This is a genomic window from Massilia sp. 01N410 (genome assembly GCF_056399665.1).
Genome location: NZ_JBFTRV010000075.1, coordinates 1 through 441, shown reverse-complemented (window position 1 = coordinate 441; position 441 = coordinate 1). Strand labels below are relative to the sequence as shown.

The window sequence follows — 441 nt, the reverse complement described above, 5'->3', positions numbered from 1 at the left end:
GGGTGGCCGTGGGCATGAAGGCCGACCTGACGGTCTTCGACGCCGAGACGATCATCGACCAGGCCACCTACGAGGCCCCCACGCGCCCGGCCAGAGGGGTTGAGCACGTCTTCGTCAACGGCGCCCTGGCCTGGAGCGACGGCGACGTCGTGGGCGAGCGCGCCGGCCGCTTCCTGCGCTCGGCCGCCTGATCACCCCAGCCTTTCGCCTCAGCGCGCGGTGTCGTGCTTGTCGCGCCGCCGCACGCCCATCAGCAGGCGCGCCTCGAGCCGCTTGCGCAGGGCCGCGTAGTAGGCGCTGAGGAAGTCGTAGTCGTCCTCCTCGGGCAGGCGGGTCCAGCCCACCTTGCCGGCGATGCGGTCGGCCACCGCGCGCATGGTCTTGCGGTCGCGCTGGCGCAGTACGTCTTCCAGCACGTGCAGCTCCTTGGCGCCGTAGGCG

General features: G+C 72.1%; 1 protein-coding gene and 1 pseudogene. One reads left to right on the top strand and one right to left on the bottom strand.

The window, feature by feature from the left end; all coding sequences use genetic code 11:
• Nucleotides 1-191 (top strand): annotated as a pseudogene (locus tag AC1DOP_RS27310) (D-aminoacylase); the annotation flags it as partial.
• 18 nt (nucleotides 192-209) lie between these two features.
• Here the strand turns inward: AC1DOP_RS27310 and AC1DOP_RS27305 are convergent.
• The coding region (locus AC1DOP_RS27305) for a hypothetical protein (RefSeq protein ID WP_477254425.1) at nucleotides 210-441 on the bottom strand (232 nt) is incomplete at its 5' end.